This is a genomic window from Gallaecimonas mangrovi (assembly GCF_003367375.1).
Lineage (GTDB): Bacteria > Pseudomonadota > Gammaproteobacteria > Enterobacterales > Gallaecimonadaceae > Gallaecimonas > Gallaecimonas mangrovi.
This window is the reverse complement of record NZ_CP031416.1, coordinates 1,174,567-1,201,259: the sequence shown is the minus strand read 5'-3', so window position 1 is coordinate 1,201,259 and position 26,693 is coordinate 1,174,567. Positions and strand designations below refer to the sequence as shown.

Annotated in this window: 23 protein-coding genes; 15 read left to right on the top strand and 8 right to left on the bottom strand. The window is 52.8% G+C overall.

Going from position 1 to position 26,693, the window contains the following annotated elements:
• Positions 1-619: 619 nt before the first annotated feature.
• The 3 genes from DW350_RS05660 to DW350_RS05650 are packed head-to-tail and all read left to right on the top strand — an operon-like array spanning position 620 to position 1,935.
• A complete protein-coding gene (locus DW350_RS05660; protein WP_115717944.1) occupies positions 620-850 on the top strand; it encodes a DUF2789 domain-containing protein in 231 nt (76 codons plus the stop codon).
• Between the two features lie 42 nt (positions 851-892).
• The gene (locus tag DW350_RS05655; RefSeq protein ID WP_115717943.1) at positions 893-1,174 is read left to right on the top strand and encodes a hypothetical protein; all 282 of its coding nucleotides are present in this window, start codon (positions 893-895) and stop codon (positions 1,172-1,174) included.
• Positions 1,165-1,935 (top strand): Zn-ribbon-containing protein, encoded by a 771-nt coding sequence (locus DW350_RS05650; protein WP_115717942.1) that lies wholly within the window; start codon positions 1,165-1,167, stop codon positions 1,933-1,935. Before DW350_RS05655 ends, DW350_RS05650 begins: the two co-directional genes overlap by 10 nt.
• Here DW350_RS05650 and syd read toward each other — a convergent pair.
• Positions 1,916-2,428, bottom strand: coding sequence for a SecY-interacting protein (syd, locus tag DW350_RS05645; RefSeq protein WP_115717941.1), 513 nt, complete (start codon positions 2,426-2,428; stop codon positions 1,916-1,918). The two genes, DW350_RS05650 and syd, sit on opposite strands and share 20 nt — an antisense overlap.
• Positions 2,429-2,481: 53 nt before the next feature.
• Between syd and queF the strand changes: the two genes are divergently transcribed.
• A complete protein-coding gene (gene queF, locus DW350_RS05640) occupies positions 2,482-3,333 on the top strand; it encodes an NADPH-dependent 7-cyano-7-deazaguanine reductase QueF (protein ID WP_115717940.1) in 852 nt (283 codons plus the stop codon).
• Positions 3,334-3,358: 25 nt separating this feature from the next.
• Here queF and DW350_RS05635 read toward each other — a convergent pair whose 3' ends face one another.
• Positions 3,359-5,116: a M61 family metallopeptidase gene (locus tag DW350_RS05635; RefSeq protein WP_115717939.1), complete on the bottom strand. Its 1,758-nt coding sequence runs from the start codon at positions 5,114-5,116 to the stop codon at positions 3,359-3,361.
• Positions 5,117-5,305: 189 nt separating this feature from the next.
• On the opposite strand from DW350_RS05635, the gene DW350_RS05630 reads away from it, so the two are divergent.
• From DW350_RS05630 to DW350_RS05610, 5 genes are read left to right on the top strand one after another with little or no spacing between them, the layout of a single operon-like run.
• Entirely contained in the window at positions 5,306-7,387 is a 2,082-nt protein-coding gene (locus DW350_RS05630; protein WP_192954820.1) for a tetratricopeptide repeat protein, read from the top strand.
• On the top strand, positions 7,384-8,901 hold the full coding sequence (locus tag DW350_RS05625; RefSeq protein ID WP_115717937.1) for a GGDEF domain-containing protein: 1,518 nt from the start codon (positions 7,384-7,386) through the stop codon (positions 8,899-8,901). Before DW350_RS05630 ends, DW350_RS05625 begins: the two co-directional genes overlap by 4 nt.
• A gap of 2 nt (positions 8,902-8,903) precedes the next feature.
• On the top strand, positions 8,904-10,262 hold the full coding sequence (ppnN, locus tag DW350_RS05620) for a nucleotide 5'-monophosphate nucleosidase PpnN (RefSeq protein ID WP_115717936.1): 1,359 nt from the start codon (positions 8,904-8,906) through the stop codon (positions 10,260-10,262).
• On the top strand, positions 10,262-11,005 hold the full coding sequence (gene xni, locus DW350_RS05615; RefSeq protein WP_115717935.1) for a flap endonuclease Xni: 744 nt from the start codon (positions 10,262-10,264) through the stop codon (positions 11,003-11,005). The genes ppnN and xni overlap by 1 nt, the downstream gene beginning before the upstream one ends.
• Positions 11,002-11,670, top strand: coding sequence for an SDR family oxidoreductase (locus DW350_RS05610; RefSeq protein ID WP_115717934.1), 669 nt, complete (start codon positions 11,002-11,004; stop codon positions 11,668-11,670). The genes xni and DW350_RS05610 overlap by 4 nt, the downstream gene beginning before the upstream one ends.
• 25 nt (positions 11,671-11,695) lie before the next feature.
• On the opposite strand, the gene DW350_RS05605 is transcribed toward DW350_RS05610, so the two are convergent.
• Entirely contained in the window at positions 11,696-14,437 is a 2,742-nt protein-coding gene (locus DW350_RS05605; RefSeq protein WP_115717933.1) for a S9 family peptidase, read from the bottom strand.
• A 243-nt stretch (positions 14,438-14,680) separates the two neighbouring features.
• Here DW350_RS05605 and DW350_RS05600 point away from each other — a divergent pair, with 243 nt between their 5' ends.
• Together DW350_RS05600 and DW350_RS05595 are read left to right on the top strand one after the other, a co-directional pair.
• Positions 14,681-15,688, top strand: a complete 1,008-nt coding sequence (locus tag DW350_RS05600; protein ID WP_115717932.1) for an isocitrate dehydrogenase — start codon at positions 14,681-14,683, stop codon at positions 15,686-15,688.
• Between the two features lie 51 nt (positions 15,689-15,739).
• Positions 15,740-16,429: a tRNA-uridine aminocarboxypropyltransferase gene (locus tag DW350_RS05595; protein ID WP_115717931.1), complete on the top strand. Its 690-nt coding sequence runs from the start codon at positions 15,740-15,742 to the stop codon at positions 16,427-16,429.
• 32 nt (positions 16,430-16,461) lie between these two features.
• On the opposite strand, the gene DW350_RS05590 is transcribed toward DW350_RS05595, so the two are convergent.
• The 5 genes from DW350_RS05590 to DW350_RS05570 all read right to left on the bottom strand — a co-directional run bounded on the left by DW350_RS05590 (position 16,462) and on the right by DW350_RS05570 (position 23,359).
• Positions 16,462-17,856: an efflux transporter outer membrane subunit gene (locus tag DW350_RS05590; RefSeq protein WP_226911398.1), complete on the bottom strand. Its 1,395-nt coding sequence runs from the start codon at positions 17,854-17,856 to the stop codon at positions 16,462-16,464.
• Positions 17,849-19,810: a MacB family efflux pump subunit gene (locus DW350_RS05585; RefSeq protein WP_115717929.1), complete on the bottom strand. Its 1,962-nt coding sequence runs from the start codon at positions 19,808-19,810 to the stop codon at positions 17,849-17,851. Before DW350_RS05585 ends, DW350_RS05590 begins: the two co-directional genes overlap by 8 nt.
• A 3-nt stretch (positions 19,811-19,813) precedes the next feature.
• Positions 19,814-21,001: a macrolide transporter subunit MacA gene (macA, locus tag DW350_RS05580; protein ID WP_115717928.1), complete on the bottom strand. Its 1,188-nt coding sequence runs from the start codon at positions 20,999-21,001 to the stop codon at positions 19,814-19,816.
• A 104-nt stretch (positions 21,002-21,105) separates the two neighbouring features.
• Positions 21,106-21,780: a response regulator gene (locus DW350_RS05575; RefSeq protein ID WP_115717927.1), complete on the bottom strand. Its 675-nt coding sequence runs from the start codon at positions 21,778-21,780 to the stop codon at positions 21,106-21,108.
• The gene (locus tag DW350_RS05570) at positions 21,770-23,359 is read right to left on the bottom strand and encodes an ATP-binding protein (protein ID WP_152032940.1); all 1,590 of its coding nucleotides are present in this window, start codon (positions 23,357-23,359) and stop codon (positions 21,770-21,772) included. The genes DW350_RS05575 and DW350_RS05570 overlap by 11 nt, the downstream gene beginning before the upstream one ends.
• 164 nt (positions 23,360-23,523) lie before the next feature.
• On the opposite strand from DW350_RS05570, the gene DW350_RS05565 reads away from it, so the two are divergent.
• Genes DW350_RS05565 through DW350_RS05550 form a run of 4 tightly spaced genes read left to right on the top strand, consistent with a single transcriptional unit; the run spans position 23,524 to position 26,661 of the window.
• Positions 23,524-24,276 carry a flagellar basal body L-ring protein FlgH gene (locus tag DW350_RS05565; RefSeq protein WP_115717925.1) on the top strand — a complete coding sequence of 251 codons (753 nt, stop codon included), beginning with the start codon at positions 23,524-23,526 and terminating at the stop codon, positions 24,274-24,276.
• Entirely contained in the window at positions 24,276-24,722 is a 447-nt protein-coding gene (locus DW350_RS05560; protein ID WP_115717924.1) for an LPP20 family lipoprotein, read from the top strand. Before DW350_RS05565 ends, DW350_RS05560 begins: the two co-directional genes overlap by 1 nt.
• Positions 24,722-25,873, top strand: a complete 1,152-nt coding sequence (locus DW350_RS05555; protein WP_115717923.1) for a flagellar assembly protein T N-terminal domain-containing protein — start codon at positions 24,722-24,724, stop codon at positions 25,871-25,873. Before DW350_RS05560 ends, DW350_RS05555 begins: the two co-directional genes overlap by 1 nt.
• Positions 25,874-25,875: 2 nt before the next feature.
• Entirely contained in the window at positions 25,876-26,661 is a 786-nt protein-coding gene (locus DW350_RS05550; protein ID WP_115717922.1) for a hypothetical protein, read from the top strand.
• Positions 26,662-26,693 lie beyond the last annotated feature (32 nt).

Genomic DNA, 26,693 nt, shown 5'->3' with positions numbered 1-26,693 from the left:
AAGAGATCTCGCACACACAAGCGCTGCGATCTCTCTAAAGGTAGGCGGAAGTACTTTTTGGTGTTCCAAAAACAAGGCGGCCGGGGTGGGTTTCCCCATCCCGGCCAAGAGCGGCTCGGTGTCGATTCCTTGCGCTACATGCTCCTTGCATCATTCCTTGATGCTCCCAATCCTTGGGACTTCCCTAATACGGCTTCATGCCGGTGTCCTATTTGGCTATCCTTACCTGGCAAGACATCCTGCCTTGCCATCCTCGTCCTGAGGCTTGCTACATCCTGCAGCATTTCCTTACTTCATCCCTGCCGCCAGCGTCCTGCTGACGTGATAAATAATATGTCACTCAGGCCTCGTCGCAAGCCCCCATTCTCTAAGTTCGCGGCAACCCAAATGCCTAGTTAAGCCCCTAAAAAAACACTAACCAATTGATTAGTAATGAACTTAAAAATGAACTTCAGCCTTATCTCGACCGTTGAAGCAGCCTTTACCCTAACGTCTGTAAGAGATCTCGCACAAAGACACGCTTAAATTGGCACAAGGCTTGTTGGGTTCATCCCGGGATCAGGCAGTTTTTTATGCCAGTGGTAGTCTTAAAGCTGTGACCTGACATAGGAGAACGCGTATGGAACAGCCTATTCATTCTCTCGGTGAACTCTTTGCTCAACTCGGTTTGCCCGATGGCCATGGTGATATTGAAACCTTTATCGCCAATCACAACGGTTTAAATGCTCGAGTTAACTTGGCTGATGCACCGTTTTGGAATCAGGCACAAGCCAGCTTCTTGCGCGAAGGATTGAAAGCCGATTCAGATTGGGCCGAGAGTATCGACGAGTTAAACGTGCGTTTGCGCTGAATTTGTGGATCATAGGGCTCCTTCTACCGGTGGGAGCCCAATATGTCCTCAGAATTAAAAACGGTTATTGACGCCCTAAAAGCCGAAGGGCGAAAGCCGACACTGGCGCTGGTAAAAGCCAGACTGACATCGCCATTACCGCTTCCTGTCATCATAAAGGCCCTGCAAGGTGAGCCTGTGGAGCCGGTAATTGAACCGCCCGCACCTTTTACTGAGGCTCAAAAAATCTGGTTACAGCACTATGTTGAAGCGCAGCTCGCACCTTTCAAAGCCGCCCTTAAAAAACATGGCATTGTATTGGACGAGACCCAAGCATGTATTTAGTTGAAGTCTCTTTCGAGCTGTTTGCAGATAGCCAGCTGAGTGCGTTAGAAGGCGCCGTTATGCGCGTGTTTGATGCCTGGCGACACCAAGGCCAAGTGTTAGGTCGAGAATTACCGACCTGGGTCAAGGACGGCGCATTAAATGTCCGTGTGGTTTGTCCAGAGCCCGACAGCTTACATGCACGCTACCTGTCACCCGCTGGTAAACATGCCCTTAGCAAGCTGGCTGACGCCGGTCTTACCCAGCCGCGAGTGAAAGTATTAGGGCGAGATCTGTTCTCTGATACTACCGCTGAAAACCCAGCACCTAGCTGGCAGTTACTTTATGCCACCTTTGTACACAACTGCAGCCCCCTTCGCAGTGGCGACAGCCTGGCGCCTATCCCACTTTACCGGGTGCCCGCCATTGCTAACGGCGACCACAAATTGCTATTGCGCTGGCAAGATGACTGGATGGCTTGCGACCAACTGCAAATGAACGGGGTGAGTGCTGAACAAGCAGCTCTCTTTGAGCTGGGCGACCCGAAAAGCCCGCTGGGTAGACGCGGCCATGACTTTGCCAAGCGTATTGAGTATCTAACCAAGATACCAACCTACTACTACTTGTATCGGGTGGGGGGGGAAAGCTTGGAGGCAGAACAAAACCGGCTTTGCCCCAGCTGCGGCCAACCTTGGCGATTGACCGAAGCGCTGCACGGCATTATCGACTTCAAATGTGATAACTGCCGGTTAGTGTCCAATCTCAGTTGGGATTTTCAGTAAGGCTGTCTAAAAAGCTGGCTAAATCCTTGGCCAGCACCTCTTGGGCTGGCTGCCCTACCGGCTCAAGCACCACTTCACCACTGTCGTTATCGATGCTCAGCATGAAATTCTCATCATCGGTGCAAGCAAAAAACAGCGTTATGGGTTGCTTTAATCGACGCTTCATCAGCACATGGCCAATCAGGTTTTGCTGTAAGCGGTCAAAGTCTTCTTCATTCCAGGCCCCTAATAGCTGCACCTCGCCACGCGGATGCCATACCTTCAGGTATTCCATAAAATAATGGCCATAAAAGGCTTTAATGCTGGGGTGCAGGGCCATGCCTAATGCCGCTTCCACATTGGCAAAATCCGCACCCGGCTGGCGTTTTACCGGATGCCAGCGCCCGTCACCTTCACAAGGTGATGGCCATTTAGGGTCTGGCTGATAGCGCCAACAGCTGTGATCTTCAGGCAGGCGGGCGAAAAGGCGTTCAAGGGCGTTGAGACTGTCCATCGGTCATGCTTGTTGAGTACAATAGTCCGCCAGTTTAGCCAAGGCCTTAACGAATGCCAAAGAACTCTCTTTACGACGGTGCCAAAGCGCTTGCCGACCTGCCGCTAGGTAAAACCAGCCGCTACCAAGACAGCTACGATGCATCGCTGCTGTGTGCGGTACCTCGCAGTCTCAACCGGGACACCTTGGCACTTGGCGATACTTTGCCCTTTGTTGGCGAAGACATATGGAATGGCTATGAGCTGTCTTGGCTTAACAGTAAAGGCAAACCCGTCGTTGCCTTGGCGCAATTTCGTTTCCCGGCCACCAGCCCCAATTTAGTTGAGTCAAAGTCCTTTAAGCTTTATCTCAATAGCTTTAACCAAACCCGCTTTACTGACACCAATGCGGTAAAGGCCACCTTGGAAAGAGATCTTGGTGCAACAGCCAAAGGTGTGGCAACAGCGACGCTATACCGCCCTGACGACATTGACGCAATGCCACTTGCCAACCTCAGTGGCGAATGCATTGATGACTTGGACATTGAAATAGATAACTACGACTTCAACCCGGCGTTACTGGATGGCTTGGCTGGCAGCAACGTCGTTGAGGAAAGCCTGGTCAGCCATTTGTTAAAATCCAATTGCCTTATCACCTCGCAGCCTGACTGGGGCTCGCTGCTAGTGGAGTACCGCGGCCCACAAATCGACCGAGAAAAGTTGCTGCGCTACATCATCAGTTTTCGCCAGCACAATGAATTTCATGAGCAATGCGTTGAGCGCATCTACACCGACCTGATGCGGCGGCTACAGCCGCAGTTTTTGCTGGTATCCGCCCGCTATACTCGCCGCGGCGGCCTGGACATTAACCCGTGGCGGGCAAGTGAGCAGGTAACAATGGCCAACCCTCGCTTGCCACGCCAATAAAAAAGCCCGCTTAGCGGGCTTTTCACTAGGCTTTTTTGGGTTTAGGAAACTCGATACCCAGCCAGGCTTTAAAAGCTGCCTTTTGGGCTCGGCTTGGATTTGCAACCGCTTCAACCTGGTATTTAGCCGGTTGTTGTTGCAACACCAAACTGCGATTTTGTAATTGGTCACGCCTAAAAAAGGTCAGCTCGATTTTATCGCCAGCCTTATAGGCCTTAAGGCGCTTATCAAGGCTTGCAGGCAACAAGCGCAGCCCATCCAAGGCCACCAACACATCACCGTTAGTCAGCCCAGCTTGCCAAGCCGGCGAGCCTGCATCAACGGTACTAACAGTACCGTCTTTACTGACATCCAGCCCTGTTACTACACCCTTGTCTTGGTTGGTTAATTTCAGGCCAAACTGCGCTAACAGCGAGGCAAAGTCGATATCGCCCAGCGGCGCTTTCACGTTATGCGCCCAAAAAGCGCTGTAGTCTTTTCCCGAAATCGCTTTAAGTTCAGTCAGTAAGGTTTGGTCATCAAAAGTGCCAGGCAAACGATGCTTCGCATACAAACGCTGATGCAAATTACGATAGCTCACCCGGTTTTGAGTGGTTTTCAGCAAATCGGCATCCAGCAACCAAGACACCATGGCCCCTTCGCTATAAATATTGACGCTGAAGTTATGGCCGTAATTACCGCGCTGCGCTATCCAGTTGTCAAAAGAGGCTTGTGAAACCGACTGCTGGAAACGCCCAGGATTATGCTTAAACGCGGTGATGGATTTACCGAGAATGGAGAAGTATTCATCGGCGGTCATTAGCCCTGAGCGCAACAACAGCTGGTTTTGAAAATAACTGGTGGACCCTTCCGCCAGCCACAAAAGCCGGGTGTAGTTTTCATGCTGGTAGTCATAAGGCACTAAGCCTTGGCCACGATAGGCTTTTACATTCCAGGTATGGACAAACTCGTGGGCGGCAGTACCTAAAAATTTCAGGTAATTTTCATGGGGGGCAAAATTATAGCGGCCGGTTTGAATAATGGTGGAATTAAGATGCTCGGTGGCCCCGCGCTCACCACTGGTGGCATGTACCATAAAAACGTAGTGGTCAAAGGGATAGCCTTTCCATATTGCCTGGCTGGCAACCACTACCTTTTTTAAATCATCAGCCATCTTTTGGCCGTGGTAATTGCCCGCTCCCCAAATCACCAGCTCGTAGCTTTTGCCATCGGCCATAAACTGATAGCGCTGATGCACACCGGTTTCGATGGGTGAATCAATCAACACGTCATAATTGGGGGCACTGAAACAGTGTTCACCGGTTCGCTGCATGCCAGAAACCGACTGCCAGTTGTCTGGCACATTGAGTACCACGCTAACCGGTTGCTGGCGCAGTGACGGGTTATAAACAAATGCGCCACTGGCATCGATAAAGGCATGACTGTCGTCAATATGATAAAGACGCTCCCCCAGCCGGTCGGCATAAATTTGATAGCTTACCTTCAGTAAACCCGCCGGTGACGCGGGCACCTGCCAAGTGCTTTTATCCACTTTGCTGACCGATACCGCTTGGCCGTCAAGGGTTGCCGTCAGGTGGCGAATGCCATCTGCTTGGTTGATGATCTGGTAACGGCCAGTGCGCCATGCTGGTAGCATCACCTCAAAAGGGCCAGCGCTTTTGTCCATAGTGACAGTCACTTGGGCGAGATGATGGGCCGCATCTGTGACCGTCATCTGATATTGCACATTGGCAGCAAGAGGAAGGCTAAGTGAGACAAACAAAATCGATAAAAAGGCTTTCATGAGGTGTCCGTTGGTCATTATGCTTATCGTATCTGCCTGTTATGGTAGCAATTAACAGTTGAGTTACAAAAATTCAGCATGCCAGGAAAGGACATCGTTAACTCGCTTATGAAAAAACTCTTGCTGTGTCTTACTTTATTAAGCTGGCCTGCCTTGGCGGTAACCTCAGATCAGCTGTTAGACGCACGCATGGCGCTTCCTGAACAAAGCCAGCAGGCACTCGATTTAGCAAACCAGGCTTTGGACGACCCTAAAGAAGGCTCGGTGCACTTCCAGGCCTTACTGCTTAAAGGCTGGGTGCAGTTTATGGCCCATAACAACCCTAACGACCTCAACAGCACCCTTGCCAAACTAAAAGCGCAAGCCGGTGAAGGTATCGATCCACTCATTAAGGCTGACTACGCCTTTTTACGGGCCAGCGTTGCCCAGCGGCTAAGCTCGAACCTCACCAAGGCATTGCCGCTTCTAGAAGAAGCCATGAGCTATTGCCGCCCCTTTAACCAAATGACGGCGTACCGCTATTGCGCACAAATTACTGCCTTTGCAGCCAACAGCTACGCCCTTAACGGCGACCTTGACCGCGCCCAATCGTTAATCAGCGAAGCCTACCGCTTTGCCAAATTGGGCGGTGATAGCAACACCTTTTTGGTTGTAAAGTCGTTGGAATCCGCCCTGGCACGGCGCCAAGGCCACACGGCTCAGGCGTTAACCTTACTCAAAGAAGTCGAGCTGGAAGCGGAGCAAACCCATAACGCCCTTCAGCAAGCCACAGCCATGAGCCGCCAGGGCATGATTTACAAAGATCTTGGCCAATATCAGCAAGCCAAACAGCAGCTGATGAATGCGCTGAGTATTTTTCAGCAAAGTAACGACCAAATCGGTACCGCTGAAACCTACCGTTATTTGGGTGAAATGATGCTGGCTGAGAATCAGCCCAAGATGGCCATCATGCAGTTCTACAACGCCCTAGACTTGCTCAACCAGCTAAAAAATGACCTTTATGCCAGCCACCTGATGACCGACATTGGTAAAACCTACCGGATCATGGGCGAATATAAAAAGGCAAGGACCTTCCTAGACCAAGCTCTGCTGCTGATGCGCAGCCATAATCTGAGCCTTTATGAACCCCAGGCGCATTATCAACTGGCTCTGCTTTATCGCCAGCAACATCAGTTGGATAACACCGTCAGTGAACTAAAAAAAGCCATTGCTGGCGCCAAAGATAACCCGGTGATTGAATACGACCTTCGCAAGGAAATCATGGACACCTTGGTCAGCGTGTACCGGGAAAAAGGCATGTATAAAGAAGCGCTTAGCGTGTCAATAGAGCGCCAGGCACTGCCCAAGGAACATGTGCAGCCACAGTCTGTCACCGTCAAAGTTATTGCCCCCGTTCCAACAACGCCGACCAAAACGCTGGGGGTCTCACTCTATTGGCTGCTACTAAGTGTGCCACTGGCACTGCTGTTGGGTGCCTCTATGGCCTGGCTTTGGCTGCTTCGCATACGGCGAAAACAGCGTAAAAATCGGCTTAGCCAAGCCTTTTTGCATCCGGCAACCGGCTTTTTTAATCTCCAAGGCTACCTTTCCGAGGGCGAATATTTATTGGCAGAGCTACGCCGGGCCATGGAAGTCACAACCGTTGGCCAAAACCAACCCGTGCATCAACCACTAGCAGCCATGCTTTGCTCTATGCCAGGTATGGGCCTGGCGTATGAAACCTATGGCTTTGAAGCAACGCGAGATGAGCTGCGCCGTTTTGCAGACCGCCTTAAAAAAGCACTTCCAGAAGCCAGGATGATGGTGCAGCCCTCCCGAGACTATTTGCTCTTTATCTTGCCAAGCCCGGCATCCGGTAAAGAAATGCAGCTAACCGAGCGGCTACGCCAACATATTCATGCTGCCGCCCAGGGCACCTTTTTGAGCATGCATCAGCTCAATATTGCCAGTACCTTGTTGCCGCTACTGCCTTATCACCCCAGGGTCGGCTCGGCGATGACTATCTTCGAAGCATTGTTATTGCTGCAAAGTCTTGGGAGTATTGAACTGCCACACTATGATTTGTGGTTACTGGGGCAAAGCTGCACCTTACCGTCAGCCTTATCAGAGCCGCTGCGTTCACGCCTTGGGGAGGCGATGCAGAACGGTACTATTAAGGTGGTTGGGCTATCTTATGCAGAGTTAACGCAACGATTGCAGCTATTGTCCGCCCGGCAGCAACTCATGAAGGGTAATAGCCCTAGCTCAGCAGAGGATCGTGCCTTTATATGAGTCATAATAACGATCTGGATGCCAAAGCTACCGTCAATGCCACGGCTAGTTTGCCGCATCAAGTCACACAATTAAATCAGCAGCTTGAGCTGATGGGTCAGTTATTACAACGCACCTGCCACCTCGCCTTTGGTCTCGATCCCGAGCTTGATACTCAGCTGCAAAGCCTGTCCAGCCTCATTTGGACACCTGAGAAAATCAGCGACAATCAATTCCACTTAAAAGCCCTGAACAACCAGCTTGCCGGCCAGCAAGAAAAGCATGAGAAATGGCTCAGTGGCTGGCAAGACAACCTTAACGGCTCTTTGCGGCATTTAAACCAAATGCAGCATATTCCCGTTGATCTTCGTAGCCGGTTAAAGGTGCTATTGGGCGATTTACAGCTGCCAAGGCTAAGCCTTTATCGGTTACTGCCGCTCACCCAAGACGCCCTAAACCTGCTGGTGAGAGTTGCCGCTTTACCCGCCCCGGAGCATGAGCCTGCAACCTCCGTTTCCGAGCAAATTAATCAGCTGGTCACTCTTATATCCCGGCTGCATCTGTCGGGCGCTGACCACGAGTTACACCAAATAAGGCGCCGGCTGCTCTCGCCCATCAACCAAGACGAGCTACTGGTACTGTGCATTGAATTTATCAACGTGCTGACCTCGGTGTTAGAGCAAGAACGCAACCAAGCCAAGCAGTTTTTGGCGCAGGCGACGGGCAGGCTAAAAGAATTACATCTTCACAATGACAAGGTACTGGCATCGCATCAGCAATCAGGCGAATGGCAACAGCAGTTCGATAACGACATGCAAGGCGCCCTTAACAGCCTAGAGAGCGGCTTTGCCGACCAGGATTGGCAGCAAGCCAACGCCGCCCGCTTAGCCCTTAGCCAGCTTTGGCAGGAAAGAGCCGAGCAAGAACAGCAACACCGGCAAACGCACCAGCAGCAGCTTGAAGAACTGCGCCAGCAGCTGACGCAATTAGAAACCGAAGCCCGCCAATATCGTGAACAGTTGGCTCAGCAGCGCCTTGATAGCTTGCACGACAGCCTTACCCAGTTACCCAACCGGGCCTCATTTGATGAAGCGCTCTTGTCAGAACATAAAAGGCTACAACGCTTTGGCCACCCTTTGTGGCTAGCCATTTTGGATGTTGACCACTTTAAAGAGGTTAATGATCAGTTCGGCCATAGTGCCGGCGATAAAACCTTAAGAGTGATTGCCAGCACCATCAGGCGCTGCCTGCGAGATACCGACTTTATCGCCCGCTTTGGCGGCGAAGAGTTCGTGATTTTGTTTCCAGAACTCAAGGCCGAAGACATTCAGCGGCCATTACAAAAAATTCGCGAAGCAGTACGTAGTATTCCTTTTAAATTCAAAGAAGAAGATGTCAGAGTGACCGTCTCTATCGGTGCCACTGAAGTGCATGCTTCAGAACAACCCATGGTGGCCTTTGAACGTGCTGACAAAGCGCTGTATCAAGCCAAGCACAATGGCCGTGACCAAGTCGTGATTTTGTCTGTGGAGTAAGGATGATCGTACAGCTCAGTCCCATCGGCAGTATGAGTATGCTGTCGCAATTGGAAGTCGATAGCCTCAAAGCCAGTTCCCGTTCCAGCCTTTACCAACTCTTTCGAAATTGCTGCTTGGCGGTACTCAATTCCGGTAGCAAAACCGACTCCAGCAAAGAAATATTAGAAAAATACAAGAATTTTGAAGTGAACATCCTGCGCCGGGAGCGCGGTGTGAAACTGGAACTGGTCAACCCGCCGGAAGAAGCCTTTGTTGACGGCAAACTTATTCGCGGTATTCACGAAAATCTGTTCTCGGTGCTGCGGGATATTTTGTACGTTTCCACACGCCTGCAGGCCCAAGACGACCTTAACCTCACCCAGGCCAGCCACGTCACTAACCTGGTGTTTTCGATGCTGCGTAACGCCGATGCCTTAAAACCCAGCGGTGAAGCCAACATGATTGTGTGCTGGGGCGGCCATTCCATTAGTGATACCGAATACGATTATTGCCACGCGGTGGGGTATCAGCTTGGCCTTCGTGAACTCAACATTGTCACCGGCTGCGGGCCGGGCGCCATGGAAGGGCCAATGAAAGGTGCCACCATCGGCCATGCCAAGCAGCGGGTAGGTGGCGCACGCTATATGGGGCTAACAGAACCGTCCATTATTGCTGCCGAGCCACCTAACCCCATCGTCAACGAACTGATCATCATGCCGGACATTGAAAAACGGCTGGAAGCCTTTGTGCGTATGGCCCACGGCATTATTGTTTTCCCGGGTGGTGTGGGTACCGCCGAGGAGATCCTTTATCTGCTGGGGATATTAATGCACCCGGAAAACCGCAAGCAGTCGTTGCCTGTTGTTTTCACTGGCCCCGAGCAAAGCGCCAGTTACTTTAAAAAGCTCGATGAGTTCATTCGTGCCACCTTGGGCGAAGAAGCCGCCAACCATTATCAAATCATCATTGACGATGCCGACATGGTAGCCCGCCACCTCAAAGCTGCCATGCCAGAAGTGCTGGCCTACCGGCGCGCAGAAGGTGATGCCTTTTACTACAACTGGTCGCTAAAAATTGAGCCGGAATTGCAGCTGCCCTTCGAGCCCAACCACGAAAATATCCGCGATCTGCATTTGCACCCTGGGCAAAGTAAAGTGGCTCTGGCCGCCAACCTGCGTCGGGTGTTCTCGGGCATTGTTGCCGGTAACGTCAAAGAACAAGGTATTCGCGCCGTTGAAAAGCACGGCCCCTTTGTTATCGACGGCGACCCGAAAATCATGGCCGATATGGACAAGCTTCTGAAAGACTTCGTCTTCCAGGGCCGTATGAAATTACCCGGCACCGCCTATCATCCCTGCTACAAAATTGCCCGAAACTAATGCTCCGTCTGGTTTTAATTGATGCCTTAAATCTTATTCGCCGCCTGCATGCTGCTAACAGTGCGCAGGTGGTTAAAGCCTGTGAAAGCGCCTGGCAGCGCATCGCTGATGAACTTCAGCCCAGCCATGCCCTGGCCGTTTTTGATGGCAAGGCACCGTCTTGGCGTTACCAACGCTTTGCGCAGTACAAAGCCGGGCGCAGCCCAATGCCGGAAGATCTGGTTCCAAAACTCACCGACATCAGCCAAGCTTGGCAACAATTAGGGCTAAAAAGCTGGTTTCCTGACGGCGAAGAAGCCGATGACCTTATCGCCAGCGCCGCCGTAGCTGCGCGCAGCCATGGCGTGGCGGTCGCAGTGGTTTCAACCGACAAGGGTTACGCACAACTGCTCGATGCCGGCGTAGTGCAGTTTGATGCTTTTAGCCGCCAATTTCTCGGCGGCGAGCATTGGCAGCAAAAGCTCGGCATAAGGCCTTCTCAGCTGACCGACTACTTGGCGCTGACCGGCGATAGCACCAATGCCGTGCCAGGGGTGACCGGCGTCGGTGCCAAAACGGCGATGCAGCTTCTTGGGCAATATCGTCATCTTGCTGACATACTGGCATCAGAGGCTAGCGATAAGGCAGTGCTGAAAGTACAAGCCGACAAGGAGGCGGCACTGCTGGCGAAGGAATTGGTTACCCTGCGCTGTGATTTGCCTCTGCCCTTTGGTTTGTCAGAGTTAAGAAGGGGAGCCGGATGAATGTGTTAATTACAGGGGCTGGCCGGGGCATCGGCCTAGAGCTGGCCAGTTTTTACGCCATGCGCCACCGGGTTTTTGGCACCGTTAGAGACGAACGCCACGCCCATAAGCTCACCAGCCTCGGCGCCGAGGCGCTGCACCTTGACCTAAACCAACCTGCCAGTATTAAAGCCTTAGCCAAGGCCTTAACCGATACGCCCATCGATATCCTTATCAATAACGCCGGTGTGCTCTATCCCGAGCACGACCTGGACGATATCGACGCTTTTAACTTTTTGCAAAGCATGCAAGTCAATGCCCTGGGGCCGCTGCTGCTAACCCAGGCGCTGCTGCCAAACCTGCTGGCAGGCAAGGCTAAAAAGCTGGTGTTTATTACTTCCCTGATGGGGTCCATGACCGACAACGGCTCCGGCAGTTTCTACAGCTACCGGGCCAGTAAGGCGGCGCTGAATGCCGTAGCCAAAAGCCTGGCGGCCGATTTGAAAAGCGAGGGTATCAAGGTGGGTTTGTATCACCCAGGCTGGGTGCAAACCGATATGGGCGGCCCGCGTGCGCTATTGGATGTTGGCACCTCGGCTGCAGGCCTTAGTGAACGTATTGCAAGCCTTGATGATAATCAGTCAGGGCAATTTCAAAGCTTTGATGGCACACCACTACCTTGGTAAAAAAGCGGCCCGAAGGCCGCTTTTTTTATACTTTTGCAGGAGCTTTTTCCTGCTCTTTGGCTTTCGGCGCTGGCCGGTAAGGCTGGCCTTTACTCCACCAGGCAGGTGCTGGCGCGCCTTTTAAGAAGTGGTCAAAAAACGCTTTCATCTTGATGGTGTAATCGAGCTTGTTGCCGTATTGCTTTAAGTGGTGAGGCTCCCCCTCGTATTGCAGCATAACCACGGGTTTGTCTAATCGGCGCATGGCCGAATACAGCTCAATACCTTGCTGCCAGGGCACTGCATCGTCTTTGTCGCCAAATTCAATCACCAGTGGTGTATGAATACGGTCGGCATAAAAGACGGGCGAGTTCTCGATATAAAGCTCCGGCGCTTCAAACAGGCTCTGGCCAATGCGGCTCTGGCCGGTTTCATATTGGAACTGGCGGGAAAGACCGCTGCCCAAGCGAATACCCGAATAAGCGCTGGTCATATTGGTTACCGGTGCCCCGGCCACCGCGGCGGCAAAGATATTGGTTTGGGTCACCACATAGGCAGTTTGATAACCAGACCAGCTATGACCGTGCAGGCCAATGGCTTTCGGGTCGGCAATGCCCATATCAATCAGTTTTTGCACCCCTGGCACCAACGCTGATACCGAGCTTTTACCCGGCGTGCCCACATCAAAGCGAATGTCAGGCAGGAACATGGCGTAACCGTGCGAGGTGTAATAGGCAAAGTTAGGGCGGTGGTTGATTTTAAACTCGTTAAAACGGTAGAGGCGGTCGGTCATAAAGCGGTAGTAGTACACCAATACCGGGTAGCGCTTACCGGGCTGATAACCCGCTGGCTTAATGAGCACACCATCAAGGGGAGTGCCATCCATATTGTGCCAATGCACCAGCTCCGGTTTGCCCCAGGCAAACTCTTTGGTTACCGGGTTAACATCGGTCAGTTTACGTGGCGCGCTAAAATCGCTTTTTGCCACCCACAAGTCAGGGAACTCGCTAAAGGCTTCTTTGCTGAAAAGCCAGGTGTCGCTGTTTTTGGCTTTGGCCACAAACTGATAGGTGTTCGGGGAAACCAGCAACGGCGACACGCCGCTTTCGCCCAGGGTTAGCCTAAAAAAGCCGGTGTATTTGTCTTTGTCGGAATAGCCGGTCAGCAGCAGCTTGTCGCCTTTGGCCACATAAGGCTGGTCGGCATCAGGGGTCACCACCCGCAGTTCCAACTGGTCAGCACGCTTGTGGGTTAGCTGGGTAGCTTTACCGTTGCTGCCCATCTGCCAGACATCGAACTTGTCATAGACCAGTACCGCCGAGCCATCCTTGTACCAAGGACCAAAACCGTAGCCTGGCGCCGGCGCCGGGTAGTCGTTGTCTTCATTGCCAAAGCCGATTGGCAAACCTTTGGTCAGGTTCAGCACTTTGTGGCGGCGTATGTCGGCAATTTTGACGTCGCCGCCTTGGAAGAACACCGCATAGTGGCCCTGTGGCGACAGGCTGGGTTGCTGGCTAAGGTGCTTGGCAATCAGCGTGCGCTCACCGGTCGAGGGGTTCACCGCATAGTAATCACTGTAAAAACCATTCCAGGTAACCGCTTTTAAGTAGGGAATATCACTGGCGCCCAGTAAAAATCCGCTTTGTTCACCGACAGTGACATCCGGCATGCTGCGGTCAGCCAACTGCACAAAGCGGCCATTGTTGAGGTGAAAAACCCCTAAATACAGGTGCTTTTGGCGCTCTTTGTAGGTGAGTTTTTCCTCTGGCTTAATACGTGGGTCATCGCCCTGCCATACCTCTAGGGTTCGGCTGGCAACGATTTTATCAATATTGGTTAAATCGGCCTGGCTGTGCACATCCGGCGTGGTTCGGGTATCAGGCTTTACAACGGGTTTGCGGCCAACAAAGAGGCGGCGGCCGTCTTCACTAAAGCGCAGTTCATTAGGGGCACTGACATAAAAGTTGTCTTGCGGCGTAACCAGCGCCTGCAAGCGGCTGCCCTGTAAGACCAGCACCTGATAGGCGCGGGTTTTATCGTCCTCTTTTTTAGGGCCACGTAGCGCAGCAAACTGTTTGCCGTCTTTACTAAAGGTCAGGTCCCGGTACAGCTGGCCACTGCGGCTTTGCAGCAGCTGGTCTTTAGCGGCCAGTAAATGCACCTCACCGGCAGCGCTGTCATCTTTAGGGTCCAAAGCGTAGGCCAGTACGTCGCTTGCCGGCTTAAAGGCAAAGTCGCCCACAGCGCCCAGGTTTTGGCGTTTACCAGAGGTAAGGTCTACCAGCCAAAGCTGTTTGACAGCCTTGGCTTTTTTGTCGTCATCAGCCTTGGTTGCGGATTTTTCAGCCATTTCAACCGCCAGTTTGCCGCCCTTATCAGCCAGCGCAAAGCGGCTAACATCGGCAAACAGCTGCTTGGCCCCGGTTTGGCTGTCGATCACCACCAGGCCTTTTTGCGGCTTATCCTTTTTCTTTTGTTGCTTGGCTTCTATTTGCGCCAACAGTGTTGGCTGCTGCCAAAACGCTACATAGCGCCCATCGGGGGTTAATGTTGGCTCGGTGCCACGTTCAACCGTCAGTTTTTTGCTGCCATCGGTCAGGCGCACCACACCAACAGGGTCGCCCCGGTCTGGCTGGGCTGAAAAAGCCATCACCTTGCCGTTCTCAGCCACGGTTGGCGTTTCCAAGGCTTTAAAAGCCATTAAGTCTTGCAAGGTGACCGGCCTGCCAGCGGCCAAGGCAGGGGTAGTGAGTAAAGCGCTTAGCAGTAAGACGCGAAACATCGGCATGATTGTTCCTGTTATCGATTTGTGTCGAGTGTAACAACGGCCATTAACAGCACCAATAAACAGGCTACAAACCGCCACCAGCCAACGACCAATTGATATGTCGTAACACCGCTTTACATGGAGAAATAACACTGAACGTGGTATAAATTCGCGGTTATAGGCACCGGGCTGTGGCAAGTGCGGCAGTACGGTCGCCTCTACCTACTACAATACCAAGCAAGTAAATTGCGGAGCCCGTGCGTCATGAGCAAACAACGTATTACCGTGATCCCTGGAGACGGGATCGGTCCTGATATTATCGATTCCGCCCTGAAAGTCCTCGAAAAAGCAGGCTGCGACTTCGAATACGATTTTGCCAAAGCAGGTCTAGCGGCTTTGGAAGAAACCGGCGAATTGCTGCCCCAGAGCACGCTGGACCTTATCGAAAAAAACAAGGTAAGCCTGAAAGGCCCGCTGACTACCCCAGTGGGTGGCGGTTTTACCTCTATCAATGTGTCACTGCGTAAAAAATTCCAGCTCTACGCAAACGTACGCCCGGTACTGTCTTTTAAAGGCACCAAGGCCCGTTACGAGAACATTGATATCATCACCGTGCGTGAAAACACCGAAGGCATGTATTCCGGTGCTGGCCAAATCGTTAACGACGATCGCACCCAGGCTGAAGCCAAGTCACTTATCACCCGCGATGGTGCCAAGCGTATCGTTGAGTTTGCCTTTGAACTGGCACGCCGCGAAAACCGCAAAAAAGTCACCGCCGTTCACAAGGCCAACATTTTAAAAACCACCTCGGGCTTGTTCCTGGAAGTGGCCCGTGATGTTGCCAAAAACTACAGCGACATCCAGTTTGAAGAAATGATTGTTGATGCCTGCTGCATGAACTTGGTGATGTACCCCGAGCGTTTCGACGTTATCGTGACCACTAACCTGTTCGGCGACATCGTTTCCGACCTGTGCGCCGGTTTGGTCGGTGGCCTGGGTATGGCGCCTGGCGCTAACATCGGTGCTGGCGCTGCTATCTTTGAAGCCGTACACGGCTCAGCCCCCGACATCGCCGGTAAAAACATTGCTAACCCAAGCTCCGTCATTCTGGCTTCTATCCAGATGCTCGAATACTTAGGCATGCAAGACAAGGCCGAGAAGATCCGTAAAGCCTTAACCGAGGTGATTGAGTCTGGCGACCGCACTACCCGCGACTTGGGCGGTAACGGTTCCACCACCGACTTCACCCAGTCCATCCTGGACCGCCTCTAAGCCTAAGGCTTGATAAAAAGGCCCGTCAGGGCCTTTTTTTGTGGGAGCAACATGAACGCGGTATTGCAATTAAAAGCGCGCCTGAAAACCGACAGCCGCCGCCCTTACCTGGCGCGTGGTGCCAGAGTGGTGCGCTGCGAGCACTGCGCACTGGTGCCGGACTTTTGCCTATGTGGTGAAAAAAAAGCCCTTAGCAGCCGTTTGGAATTTGGCTTGTTGATGCACCGTAATGAGCCTTTTAAGCCCAGCAATACCGGTAAACTTATTTGTGATTTAATGCCGAAAAGTGCCGCCTTCGCCTGGCATCGCACCACCCCCGACCCGGCGCTGTTAGCTTGGCTGGCCCCAGACACCCGCATTGTTTTTCCAAGTCACTATGTGGCAAAAGAACGCCAAGCCCCGCTGCCGGCTAGCGGCCCGGTAAAGTTACTTATTCTGGATGCAACCTGGCCCCAAGCGGCCAAAATGCTTCGCTCCAGCCGCTACCTTGATAAGCTCAGTGTCACATCTATTGATGATGCCGTGCTGTCAAATTACCCCTTGCGGGACCAGCACCAAGACGGGCACCTTTGTACCGCCGAAGTGGCTGCCATGCTAATGGCACAGGCCGGTGAAACGGCTAACGCCCATAAGCTCAGCGCCTACCTTGCCGCCTTTACCGACCATTACCTGGCAGCAAAACGCCACGGGCTCCCAAGCGGCGAAAGCCTAGCGGCACTCAAAGCGGCCATGGCCAGCTAGTGACAAAAAAGCCGCCTCAAGGGCGGCTTTTTTTAATGGGTACTGGCGGTTGGGCCAAGGGTTTTCTCGGCCCCGCCGCCCAGCGCCTGATAAAGCGTCATCAGGTTAGACAGCTGGTTGTAGCGGTTTTGCACCACCGACAACTCAGCGGTGCGGCGCGCTTGCTGTTGGTCAAGAAAGTCCTGCACATCGGTAGCGCCGTTTTCGTAACGTACCTTGGCAATGCTTTCGGCTTCCTTGGCGGCCTGGTAATAGCGTTCTAACGCTTTTCCTTGGCGCAGGTAGTTATCCCGTGCCGATAAGGCGTCTTCAACGTCTTTAAAGGCGCTATAAATACTTTGCCTGAAGTTCACTACCGCTTGTTGATAAGCGTTTTCAGACACCTTGATGGTGTATTTACGGGTATTCCACTCTAAAAACGGCAAGGTCAGCCCGGCACCTAGGGTGCCAATGGGATTTTCCAGTACATTTTTAAGCGCATCGGAACTGGTGCCAAGACTGCCGGTTAAGGTGAGAGTAGGCAAAAAGCTGTCGCGAGTTTCATCAACGTCGGCCAGGCTTTCTTTTAAGCGCCATTCTGCCGCCTGTAAGTCGGGGCGCCTGGCTAAAAGCTGGGCGGGCAAACCTGCAGGTACCGCCGGTAGTGCCTGGTCAGGCAGGGTTTGCGGCTCGGCTTCTTTGGTTTCGGGGCCATGGTTGAACAATATCGCCAAGGCGCTTCGGTCTTCGGCGCGCTGCTGCTCAAGCGAGGCCAGGTCAGATTCTTGCGAAGCCACCGCCTGGCGCGCTTCTAGCAGTTCTAACCGCGACACACTGCCGGCTTTGTAGCGAATCTCCACCAGTGCCAGGGTCTTTTTCACGTACTCGATGCTGGCTTTGCCGTCGGCAATGGCCTGGTTTAAATACCCCAGTTCCCAATATAAGTCTGCGGTGGTACCCACCAACGCTAATGCCGATTCCTGACGGTCGTATTCGGTGGCAATGGCTTCCCACTCGGCGGCATCACGGGCCGACGATAAGTGCCCCCACAGGTCAACCTCGTACGACAGGCTCAAGGTAGACGAGTAGCTGGCGTCACTGCTGGTGCCATGCTTGAGATCTTTCGATTTACTGGCATCAATGCCGGCGGAGACATCGGGGGTTAAGTTGGTGTTGGTCAGCCCGGCGTTAAGGCGAGCGGCTTTGACTTTTAATGCCGCCACCGCCAAATCGTTATTGCTTTGCAGCACCTTTTCAATCAGGGCATCCAGTTTCGGGTCGCCAAAGCTTTGCCACCATTTGTTGTTGGCAGCATAAGCCTTGCCGGTCAGCGGCGCTGACCAGTTATTGGGGGTGGCCACATCGGGGCGATGATAGTCGCTGCGTGCACACCCGCCAAGCGCCAGAGCAAGGGTAATGGCGGTCAGAACAGGTTTGACTTTATTCACGAGCAAGGGCCTCAATGGGGTCAAGCTTGGCGGCATTGCGGGCAGGTAAGTAACCGAATACCACACCAATCAAGGATGAACAGATAAAGGCGCCGGCGATGGCCGTTGCCGAAAAACTCAGCTGTAGCGACTTACTGGTGGCAGCCACAACGCCGCCAACAGCAAAGGACAACAAGATACCGATAAGGCCGCCCAGCAAGCACACCAGCACCGCTTCAATAAGAAACTGCTGCAAGATGTCGGTTTGCCGCGCCCCAACCGCCATGCGAATACCAATTTCCTTGGTTCGCTCGGTAACCGATACCAGCATGATATTCATTACCCCTATGCCCCCCACCACCAGCGAGATAACGGCGATAGAAGAGATGAGTAAGGTCATGGTGGCGGTGGTTTTGGTCACGGCCTGCAAGATGCTGTCAGAGCTGCGAGTAAAGAAATCCACCTTGCCGTGGCGGTTGGTCAGCAGCTGGGTGATACCCTTTTGGGCCAGTGCGTTAGAAACGCCATTGGCAACCCGCACCGTCAGAGAGCTGAAGTAGTTTTGCCGCAGCATCCGCCCCATCATTGAGGTGTAGGGCACATAAATTTGCAGGTTCTGGTCAAAGCGAAAGGCACTGGCTTTGTCATTGGCTACCGCGACCACGGTAAAGGGAGAATTACCCAACATGATCACTTTGCCAATCGCCTGGCCATTTTCACCAAAGAAGGCTTTTTGGGTGGCTTTGTCTATTACCGCCACTTGCCCCATGTTGTTCACGTCTTTGGCGGTAAAGCGCTCCCCTTCGCCCATGGTCATGTCTTCAACGTCAAAATATTGTTCTGACACGCCGCGCACCGTGGCATCGGATGCCACATTGCCATAGCGGGCCTTCACTGAATCAGACAGGTTAGGGGTAGCACTGTCGATATAGACCTGTGCCTGCAAGGCTTGCAGATCCGAGGGCACCAGGGTTTGCACCCTTGCCGCTCGCCTGTCACCAAAGCCGGTACCGGCAAAGATATCAATGGTATTGGTACCAATGGCGTTAATGTTTTTAATGACTTGCTGGCGTGCGCCCTGCCCCACGGCCACCACACTTACCACCGCCGTAATACCGATAATGATGCCCAGCATGGTGAGCAAGGTGCGCATCCGGTGCGCCGCCATGGCAATGGCGGCCATCTTAAAGGCTTCACCAAAACGGCCCCAGCCAGGGAAAAAGCGGCCAATACCGGTCGGCTTTTCAGCCACGTCGCCATGTTTAGGCGCGGCAACCGGCGTTTCTTCGGGGGCGTTGCGGCTATCAGAGATTATCTCGCCGTCGCGAATTTCGATAATGCGCTTGGCATGGCTGGCCACTTCCATATCGTGAGTAACGATAATGACCGTATGGCCCTGCTCATTCAGCTCATTGAGAATAGCCAGCACCTCTTTACCGCTTTGGGTATCCAAGGCACCGGTGGGTTCGTCAGCCAAAATAACCTGGCCGCCATTCATCAACGCCCTGGCAATACTGACCCGCTGCTGCTGACCACCGGACAGTTGCCCCGGCTTGTGATGGCCGCGCTCGGCAAGACCTAGCCGGGCCAAGAGCTGCTTGGCCCTTTCGCGGCGTTGCTGCTTACCGGCACCGGTGTAAATAGCGGGCATCAGCACGTTATCGACGGCATCTAAATGCGTCAGCAAGTGATAGCGCTGGAAGATAAAGCCAAAGTGTTCACGGCGCAGGGTGGAAAGCTCGTCCACATCCAGCGTGCTAACGTCCTTGCCTGCCACCAGATACTGGCCTTCAGAGGCTTTATCCAGACAGCCAAGGATGTTCATTAGCGTTGATTTACCGGAGCCAGACTGGCCGACAATGGCCACCAAGTCGCCGGATTCAATGCTCAGATTGACATCTTTAAGTACCGCTACATCTTCATCCCCTGAGCGGAAATAGCGGCATATACCATTTAATTCGAGTAATGCAGCCATAACTTAGAATCCGAAGGGACCATGGGGGTGATGATCGTCATCCGCGCTAAATTGCATGGAGTTGTCGCCAACGATGACCTTGTCACCGTCATTAAGGCCACTTAACACCTGCACATTGATGTTGTCACGAATACCGGTGGTGATCTCGCGGCGCTCTGGGTGGCCAGGGCCCATAACCGACACCATGTATTTGTTACCGCCCATGGATTTACCCAGCTGCGAGATGGGAATGGTCAGCACGTTTTTGGCGTCAGACAACACAATATGCACTTCTGCGGTCATGAATTTGCGCAAGCGATGCCCCGGGTTTTTAACGTTAAAAAGCCCGTAGTAATAAATGGCATCACTTATCTCACTGGCGGTGGTTGCGGTGCTGGAGTCGCCACTGATGATGGTGGGATAAGGGTCAATGCTGGCAAGCTTAGCGTCGTACTTTTTACTGGGCTCACCCAGGGTAGTGAAGTACACCGACTGCCCAGACTGCACCTTAGTGACATCGGCTTCTGAGATCTCGGCCTTGATGGTCATGGTATCTAAATCGGACAACACCAAAATGGTCGGCGCACTTTGGTTGGAGTTAACGGTTTGCCCTTCTTTGGTGACAATGGAAGTCACCACACCATCAATGGGCGCCGTTATCTGGGTGTAACCCAAGTTGGTTTTGGCGGTGCTGACATCGACCTCGGCCGACACAATTTGCGCATCCAATGCGTCAATTTCGGCTTTGGTGCTCTGGTAGTTAGCCTCAGCCGATTGCAGATCTTCAATGGCCGCCGCGTCTTGGCTACTCATCGCCTGCTCACGCTCATACTGGGCTTTGTACTGTTTCAGCACCGCCACTTTTTCGCGTTTTTGAGCACGGATGTTGTCCAGAGAAGCCTGGGCAGATTTAAGGTCGTTTTCTTTCACAGAAGGGTCGATAACGGCAAGCAGCTGGCCTTTCTTAACGGTTTCACCCAGGTGAACCTTTAAGCTTTCCAACTGCCCCGATACCTGGGCACCCACGTCTACTTCGCGGGAGGGTTCTAATACCCCGGAAGCCAACACCGCACTTTCAATATTGCCGCGTTTGACCGCCACGGTCAGAAAATTATGTTTAGGTGGTTTAGGGACAACCAGATAGCCAACACCGGCTAACACTACTACCCCTAAACCACCCCATAGCCACTTTCGCAATGCCTGTTTTTTCATTCCTTAACTCAACACCCTAAGACTTCAGCTTGGTGCTAGTTAACCACGACAAAAGCAGCAAAATCCCTATCTTTTAACAACTTTACAGATATTTCTAAAGGCAATTAACGGTATTGCTCGTACTTGTAGCCAAGGCCATAGACCGACTGAATAAGTTCATGGTCGGGGATCAAGTCTTTGAGCTTTTTACGCAATTTTTTGACGTGGCTATCAACGGTACGTTCGGCCACAACCCGGTAATCGCGGTACATGGCATTCATCAGCTGGGCACGGGAATAAATCCGGCCAGGTTGCTGATAAAGAATTTTCAGCAGCTCAAATTCTACCTTGGTCAGCGACACCACACTGGTGCCATGGCGTACCTGGTAGGAATGGTTGTCCAGCACCACTTTATCGCTATGCCACTGGCCTTGGGTGCGGCGCAATAAGCCACGGGCACGGGCCACCACTTCACGGGGGCTAAAAGGCTTACAAATGTAGTCGTCGGCTTGCAGCTCCAAGCCCAACAGGCGGTCCACTTCATCGGTGCGGGCGCTGAGCATCATGATAGGCACCATGGATACGGCGCGGATGCGGCGGCAGATCTCCAGACCGTCGATGCCCGGCAGCATCAGATCCAGCAGCACCAAATCAAATTCCTGCTCGTGGAAAACGGTCATCACCACATCCCCCCGGTCCAGGTGCACACACTCAAAACCGGCGGCCTGAAAGTATTCCACCAGCAAGCTGGCAATTTTCAGTTCGTCTTCAACGATAAGGACACGACTCTTAGCATTCATGATGGTCTTCCAAAGGCATTCTGATTATCCAAGACAAACCGCCCATCGGGCTGTGGTCTGCCTGCATGTGCCCATGATGGGCATGCACTATTGCTTCGGCAATGGCCAGGCCTAAACCTGAACCGCCACTACCTTTGTTCCGGGAGCGTTCATCCCTAAACAAGCGCTCTGTCAATCGTTTCAGTGACACGTCACTGACCCCTGGAGAGGAATCTGACCAATGCAGAAAAACCTCTCCCCTGGAATCCACTAACTCCACATGTAACTTACCGGGAGTGTCGGTATAGGCCAGGGTGTTTTTCATCAGGTTATCCAGCAACCTTGACAGATAGCTGCTGTCCCCGTTGATCCACAGGTTATTTTTTATATTCACGTTCAAGCGAATGCCTTTACGACTCAAACCTTGGGAGTGGAGTTCCAGCGAACGCCACAACAATTGTGAAAAATCCAAGGCTTTGAATTGATAATTCACGGCACCCACTTCTGAAACCGTCAACACATGCAGGTCATCCACCAGCCTTACCAGCTGTTCAACCTCCATTAACAGTGAGTCAACGGTTTGTGGTGTCCATTTACGAATACCGTCTTGAAGCGCCTCTAATTCACCCTTCATCACCGACAGAGGGGTACGCAAGTCGTGGGCAATATCGGCAATCCACTGCTGGTGCGCTTCGCGGTTTTGTTGCAAGGTTTCGGAAAGGCGGTTGAAGTCTTTGGCCAAGCGGGCAAATTCGTCACTACCGGCAATGTCTACCCGCACATCTTGCTCACCGCGGGTCAAGGCGCGGGTACCAGAGGCCAGCTTTTCCATGGGAGTGCCAAACCAGCGGGTAAGCACCAGCGCCACCCCAACGGTCATCACCATGGCAACCGCCAGTACAATCAGGTAGCCCCAAAGCTGTTGCTGTTTAAAGGCGTTAACAATGGAACGGCCCAGCATGGTACGCGGCACATAGCCTAAAAAACCCACCACTTTGTCATCGGCCACTATCGGCTTGTACTGCACATTTTGCTCGGGTTGCGGCGGGCCGGTGATCAGCTCACCACTAACATTAAAGACCCGCAGCATGGGCGACAATAAACTGCCGGTACTGTCTTCATCCATCATCGGCGGCGCCGCAAAGTCACCTTGGCCTGGCGCCTGGCCGGGTTCCGGCGCAGGCCCCTGCTCCCAGCCACCGGGCGGGGCATTGGGATTTGCCATCATGTCCCTTCGATTGGGGTCACCAGGCCCGCCGGGCGCTGGCCCAAGGCTGTCTGGCATAAAAGTGACACTCACTTCTGCGCCATTGTCCATGCACTTGGTTTTGGGTGCCGGGCGTTCCAACAAGTACTTATCAACCAGGTGAAACATAAAGCAGCGGTCTTGCTCTAGCCAAGTCCAGCTATTTTTGTGGCTCTGATAGGCATCCGCCAAAGCATTGACGATCGGCGTCAGGCGCTGCTTTTCAACAGTGGCTTGGTAATTTTCCAGCCCCCGATCAAAGACCCAGGCAGTAGCCAGAATGGCGGCGATAAGAACGGCGATCTGCAACGACGAGATAGCCAGCAGCAATTTACCTTTAATACTGCTTAGCAAGCTGAAATTTCCCAGTGATAAGGCTCTAACATAAAATAACAATAAATAGTGCAATAATTCGCCATTCAACACCTCCTAACGTCATTTAGTTGACACTATCTTGGCACAATAAATGCAGGTCTTTTTGGGCATCTTTCTTCATGAGCCAAAAAGAGGGTTCTTCTATGTCTCGTTACCTGCTTGCACCGAGCCTGGGCATAGTACTGCTGGTCAGTGGCTGTGCCTCTGGACCCTCTGCTCCACCTAAAGGTGCCGAAGCCCGTGCTTTGCCGGCCCCCGGCAAACCCATTCAAAAAATGGACGAACCGGACCCGAACGACCCTTACTACGAAGCCTTGCAACCAGGGCCGACCCCGATGCAGGTGCAGCCAACCGGTTCTTTATTTAATGCCAATGATGCCCACGACCTTTATGTAGAACAATCCAACTACAAAGTCGGTGACATTATTTCTGTGCAGTTGGCCGAGTCTACAAAAGCCAGCAAGAAAGGCAGCACTGAGCTGAAAAAATCCAGCGACTTTACCTTAGACCCTATCGGCGTGCCGGGCGGCAACTTAAAAATTGCCGGTAAAGAAGTCAATTTGGATATGAACCAAGAGCAAAACTTTAAAGGGGATGGCAACTCAAGCCAAAGCAATGACTTTGAAGGTGAACTAACAGTCACCGTGATGAAGGTACTGCGCAATAACAACCTGCTTATTCGCGGTGACAAGTGGATCCTCATCAACAACGGCAAAGAGTACATCCGCCTAACTGGCATCATTCGTGCAAAGGATATAAGCCCAGACAACACCATTAAGTCAACCAAGATAGCCAACGCCCGAATTGAATACTCTGGCACCGGCGACTTAGCCAACAGCCAACGTCTGGGTTGGCTGACCGAGAAACTGAATAACCCAACAGTGTGGCCATTCTGATGCGTACTTTAATCATAATGCTGATACTGAGTGTGCTGGCCGGTTGCAGTAGCGAACAGCTGATCCGCTACCAGCTAAAAACGCCGGAAAAAACCCATTTGCTAAAGGCAACGGGTTACGCCCCTATTGATTCGCAAGTCGGCCCGACTTACGAAGAAAAGCTGATCCAGGCCCAGCAAGCGTCGCGGCTTGATGCCTATCGCCGCCTGGCAGAACAGCTTTATGGCCAACAGATCCGCAGCCAATCGAAGGTCAACGGCTCCACCGTTAACCGCCAAGTGCTGGAATCTAAAGTACAAGGCGTGGTGCGCGGTGCCACCTTGGTTGCCAATTACATTGAAGGAAAGTTTTACACCACCAAGTTGGAACTCAACACCGCTGACTTAACCACTCTCGGCACCGTTGAGAGTGAAGAAGTCGATAGCGAAACCAAGTGGTGGTATTGATGAAACGCTGTCTGTTGGCGCTATTTTTGGTCAGTAACCTTGCCAATGCCGCCTGGTATACCGGCACTGGTTCTGCGCCCATTATCAATGGCAACAAAGAGATGGCCCGCCAGCAAGCCTCAAAGGCGGCGCTGCGTAACGCCATTATTAAAGCCGGCGCCTCGGTGTCATTGGTTAACGAAATAGACGACGGCAGCCTGACCAAAAACGCCGTACAAGTCAGAGCCAAGGGCCACGTCAATCAAATACAGCGGGTTGAGGAATACACCAAAGACGACAAGATCATGGTGACGCTGCGCGCCGATATCTGGAATGGCGAATCGGTTTGCGACGGCCACCTCACCAGCAAGTCGGTTGCCGTGGTCCCCATGACGCTGGAGCACCCTGAACAAGCGGCCTGGGGCGGTTTGGAGTCAATGCCAGCTGAGCTGTCGCAGCATATTTTTGACCAGATGAATCAGGCCAAGGCCGATTTCCTTACCAAGACTCTGCTGCACCGGCCGATCTTGGTAAACCCTGACCAAATGTCGCCGGATGACCAGCAAGCCCTGCAAAGTCTTGCCGAGCAAAAACAGGTGCAATACATCGTCATGGGCCAAATCGACAATATGGCCCTGGGTAAAATCGAAGGTGGCCTGCTCAGCAGCGACGAACTGGTACGCCAGTTTGGGATGACCCTGTACTTAATTGACGGTGTCTCCGGCCTGCCGATACTCGATAAACGCTATCAAACCCGTACCGTATGGCCTTTTGACATGAACGCACGCTTGGGCGCGGAAAGCGACCAGTTGTGGTCATCAGCCTACGGTATGGAGATCACCCGGCTCATTAATACCGGCATTGAAGATATGAGCGAAGCGCTCAAATGTGTGCACCCCAAAACACGGGTTATTCGGGTTTATGGCGAACATCTGGATGTGGCCATGGGTGCGCGCCAAGGGGTCAGAGTGGGCGATGTTTTCCACCTTGCCCATCAGTACAACTACACCGACAACCAAGGTGTGGCGTACAGCAATCTCAACGAAGAAAACACTGAATTTGAAGTGGTGCGGGTTTATCCGGACCACAGTCAACTGGCCCCCCTGAACGGCGACATGCCGCAAAATGTCCAGATCAGGGACCTTGTTCAACTGGACAGTTTCTGGGAGTAACCATGGAAATCAATAGCCTATTTTCTGGACTGACCGGGTCCAGCAGTACCTCAAGTAGCCAGAAAAATACGGGTAGTGCCAGCGACCTGTTAACCAGTCTTGCCGGTACTACGTCCAGTGCCGCTGACACCGCCACCAGCGCCGGTAGCTCGGCCCTTGGCGCCATCAATAACGCCATTGGTACTGTGCCAGGAGTTAGCTCTAGTTCGAGCAGTTCCAGCACCGATAGCAGCACTGACAGCACGCCAACCGGCTTTGATTTGGTGCTGACCCAGGTGATGCAACAAGCCATGAGCGGCACCACCGGACTTTTAAGCTCTACCACGACTGCGGCCTCGGCGGTGGCATCCAGCAACGCGGGCGGTCAAGCGGTGAGCCTGTTAGGGGGAAGCTTGGTAAGCGGCCTGACCATGGCCATGCTGCCCACAAGCACCTCTTCCACCAAAGACGCCAGCAAAGAAAGCGGCCTGCACATGTTTGCCAACGGCAACACGCCATCGTTGGCCGACTTTGTCGATGTGGTTAACCCGCTGCAGCATATTCCGATTGTTGACCGCTACTACCAAAAATGGACCGGTGACACTCAAGGTTATGTGCCGCAGATGCTGGGCTCTACCTTATATGGCGGTGCTTTCGGGGCCATGGCATCCATTGCCAGCGTCGGCGCTACCCAGGCCCTTGGTGAGAACCCGGTGGATTACGTTACCGACAAAATTATGGGTACCGACAGTAAAACCCAAACCGCATCCACTGCCTCAACAGCCGTGACCAATAAGAGCAAGTCATAAAAAAAAAGACCGGCAAATAGTTGCCGGTCTTT

What these genes read in the sequence shown, in the direction of transcription:
- DW350_RS05660 (WP_115717944.1), top strand. Translation starts at nt 620, where the DNA reads ATGGAACAGCCTATTCATTCTCTCGGTGAACTCTTTGCTCAACTCGGT.
- DW350_RS05655 (WP_115717943.1), top strand. Translation starts at nt 893, where the DNA reads ATGTCCTCAGAATTAAAAACGGTTATTGACGCCCTAAAAGCCGAAGGG.
- DW350_RS05650 (WP_115717942.1), top strand. Translation starts at nt 1,165, where the DNA reads ATGTATTTAGTTGAAGTCTCTTTCGAGCTGTTTGCAGATAGCCAGCTG.
- syd (WP_115717941.1), bottom strand. Translation starts at nt 2,428, where the DNA reads ATGGACAGTCTCAACGCCCTTGAACGCCTTTTCGCCCGCCTGCCTGAA.
- queF (WP_115717940.1), top strand. Translation starts at nt 2,482, where the DNA reads ATGCCAAAGAACTCTCTTTACGACGGTGCCAAAGCGCTTGCCGACCTG.
- DW350_RS05635 (WP_115717939.1), bottom strand. Translation starts at nt 5,116, where the DNA reads ATGAAAGCCTTTTTATCGATTTTGTTTGTCTCACTTAGCCTTCCTCTT.
- DW350_RS05630 (WP_192954820.1), top strand. Translation starts at nt 5,306, where the DNA reads ATGGCGCTTCCTGAACAAAGCCAGCAGGCACTCGATTTAGCAAACCAG.
- DW350_RS05625 (WP_115717937.1), top strand. Translation starts at nt 7,384, where the DNA reads ATGAGTCATAATAACGATCTGGATGCCAAAGCTACCGTCAATGCCACG.
- ppnN (WP_115717936.1), top strand. Translation starts at nt 8,904, where the DNA reads ATGATCGTACAGCTCAGTCCCATCGGCAGTATGAGTATGCTGTCGCAA.
- xni (WP_115717935.1), top strand. Translation starts at nt 10,262, where the DNA reads ATGCTCCGTCTGGTTTTAATTGATGCCTTAAATCTTATTCGCCGCCTG.
- DW350_RS05610 (WP_115717934.1), top strand. Translation starts at nt 11,002, where the DNA reads ATGAATGTGTTAATTACAGGGGCTGGCCGGGGCATCGGCCTAGAGCTG.
- DW350_RS05605 (WP_115717933.1), bottom strand. Translation starts at nt 14,437, where the DNA reads ATGCCGATGTTTCGCGTCTTACTGCTAAGCGCTTTACTCACTACCCCT.
- DW350_RS05600 (WP_115717932.1), top strand. Translation starts at nt 14,681, where the DNA reads ATGAGCAAACAACGTATTACCGTGATCCCTGGAGACGGGATCGGTCCT.
- DW350_RS05595 (WP_115717931.1), top strand. Translation starts at nt 15,740, where the DNA reads ATGAACGCGGTATTGCAATTAAAAGCGCGCCTGAAAACCGACAGCCGC.
- DW350_RS05585 (WP_115717929.1), bottom strand. Translation starts at nt 19,810, where the DNA reads ATGGCTGCATTACTCGAATTAAATGGTATATGCCGCTATTTCCGCTCA.
- macA (WP_115717928.1), bottom strand. Translation starts at nt 21,001, where the DNA reads ATGAAAAAACAGGCATTGCGAAAGTGGCTATGGGGTGGTTTAGGGGTA.
- DW350_RS05575 (WP_115717927.1), bottom strand. Translation starts at nt 21,780, where the DNA reads ATGAATGCTAAGAGTCGTGTCCTTATCGTTGAAGACGAACTGAAAATT.
- DW350_RS05565 (WP_115717925.1), top strand. Translation starts at nt 23,524, where the DNA reads ATGTCTCGTTACCTGCTTGCACCGAGCCTGGGCATAGTACTGCTGGTC.
- DW350_RS05560 (WP_115717924.1), top strand. Translation starts at nt 24,276, where the DNA reads ATGCGTACTTTAATCATAATGCTGATACTGAGTGTGCTGGCCGGTTGC.
- DW350_RS05555 (WP_115717923.1), top strand. Translation starts at nt 24,722, where the DNA reads ATGAAACGCTGTCTGTTGGCGCTATTTTTGGTCAGTAACCTTGCCAAT.
- DW350_RS05550 (WP_115717922.1), top strand. Translation starts at nt 25,876, where the DNA reads ATGGAAATCAATAGCCTATTTTCTGGACTGACCGGGTCCAGCAGTACC.